This is a genomic window from Streptomyces sp. NPDC031274 (assembly GCF_055570235.1).
In genome coordinates this window covers 1-2,119 of record NZ_JBVIHP010000109.1, presented here as the reverse complement: position 1 = coordinate 2,119, position 2,119 = coordinate 1, and the positions used below count along the sequence as shown (strand labels likewise).

2 protein-coding genes are annotated in these 2,119 nt (G+C 70.9%); one reads left to right on the top strand and one right to left on the bottom strand.

The features are described from left to right. Window positions 1-662: serine/threonine-protein kinase (locus ACZ5CR_RS43950; protein WP_468868916.1), on the bottom strand; the 662-nt coding region annotated here is incomplete at its 3' end. 449 nt (window positions 663-1,111) lie between these two features. Between ACZ5CR_RS43950 and ACZ5CR_RS43945 the strand changes: the two genes are divergently transcribed. Continuing rightward, window positions 1,112-2,119, top strand: a 1,008-nt coding sequence (locus tag ACZ5CR_RS43945) for a TROVE domain-containing protein (RefSeq protein ID WP_468868914.1), incomplete at its 3' end; no start/stop codon positions are given.

The window sequence follows — 2,119 nt, the reverse complement described above, 5'->3', positions numbered from 1 at the left end:
ACGCTGACCGAGGGCCCGTCGCCGTACAGCGGCTCGCCCAGTGCCGCGAACGCCGCTGTCTGGCCGAGCGCGAAGACGTCGGTGGCCGCCGTGACCTCACCCGCGGACGCCTGCTCGGGAGCCATGAACTGGGGCGTGCCGACGGTGCCACCCGTGGCTGTGTACGCGGAGGTGGCGCCGGAGGTCAGCGAGATGCCGAAGTCGATCACGCGCGGTCCGTCGGCGGCCAGCAGCACGTTCGACGGCTTCAGGTCACGGTGCGTGAGTCCCGCCGCGTGCACCCCGGACAGCGCCTCCGCGAGTGCCGCGCCCAGCGTGGCGAGTTCGGCGGAGCCGAGGGGGCCGTGCGCGAAGACGGCGGCCGTCAGGTCGGGTCCCGCGCAGAACTCCGTGGCGAGCCACGGCTGTGCCGCATCCGGGTCGGCGTCGATGACCGCCGCGGTGAAGGGGCCCGTGACGGCGCGCGCGGCGACGGTCTCGCGGCGGAACCGCTCCCTGAACTCGGCTTCCACGGCGAGGTGTTCATGCACCGTCTTGACGGCCACGAGCCGCCCTGACGCCGAACGCGCCAGGTGCACACGCCCCATCCCGCCCTCGCCGAGCCGTGCGACGATCCGGAACCCACCCAGCTCGACCGGCTCGCCCCGCGCCGCCTGTGCCATGCCCCGGCATCCCCCTCCGCCTCGACCGCCCCTCCGGACGATCTGTGCGACGCCTGTGGGCCATCGTACGGTTGCACCGAAAAAGCATTGGTGCCCCGCCGGTTCACTCTCCTAAAGTGAAGCTCGTCCAGGTGCGAAGGCAGGACTTACTTCCACTCATAATGGGGAGCGGACGGGTTCGAGTCCCGTCTCCGGCACGAACAGGCCGGAGTAGCTCAGGGGTTAGAGCACCATCGTCAGTTCAGCCGAACCGGAACTCTGGACACCCAAGACTTCACGCATTTCACGCACCTCCCGGTGCGCGGGCAGCGGCTACTTCCTTCCAAGAATCCATGCCGCGGCCACTTTGATCTCGGGAGGCTCAGCCGCAGGTCGTGCCCGGTCCCGTCATCGGTGTGTCCTTTTGCTGCGCTGCCTCCCCCAGCAATTCTGAATTCGGGGGAATTCACATGGCACGCTTCAACACCAAGTCCGCGAAGGCGCTCGTCACTTCCGTCGTGAAGTCGACCGGGCGCACCGCACCGACCCACCAGGGCGGCCGAGGTCACCTGCGGGACCCGCGCTCCGAGCTCTTTCTGCTCGCCGTGGCGAATTTCGTGTCCCAGCAGACCTTTTACGAGAACGGCGGCGACCGCGACGACCGCTTCTCCGCGCTCGTGCGGCGCCTCGCCGTCGAGGACCCGGAGTGGACCGCGGGCCTGCTCGGCTGGCTGCGCGGCGACGGCAACATGCGTACGGCCTCGATCGTCGGCGCCGCCGAGTACGTCAAGGCGCGCCTCGACGCCGGCGCCACCGAAGGACCCGCCAACCGCCAGGTCGTCGCCTCCGTGCTGCGCCGCCCGGACGAGCCCGGCGAGCTGCTCGGGTACTGGACGGCGACGTACGGCCGCAACGTCCCCAAGCCCGTCAAGCGGGGCATCGCCGACGCCGTGCGCCGCCTGTACGGCGAGAAGACGCTGCTCAAGTACGACACGGCGTCCAAGGGTTACCGCTTCTGCGACATCCTCAACCTCGTGCACGCCGCGCCCGACCCGGACAAGCCGTGGCAGGGCGACCTCTTCCAGTACGCGCTCGACCGCCGCCACAACCCCGACACCGCCGTCCCGCCCGCGTCCGCCCGCATCCTGTCCGCGCACCGCGAGCTGATGGCGGTGCCGGTCGCAGAGCGGCGCGCGGTGGTGACCGGCGCGGGCGGTGCCGAGCGGCTCGCCGCGGCGGGCATGACCTGGGAGGCGCTGGCGGGCTGGCTGCAGGGGCCGATGGACAAGGCGGCCTGGGAGGCGGTCATTCCCTCCATGGGCGCGATGGCGCTCGTGCGCAACCTGCGGAACTTCGATGAGGCAGGCGTCTCGGACGAGGTGGCGAACGTCGTCGCGGCGAAGCTCGCGGACCCGGCGGAGGTCGCGAAGTCGCGGCAGTTCCCCTTCCGCTACCTCGCCGCGTACCAGCACGCCCCG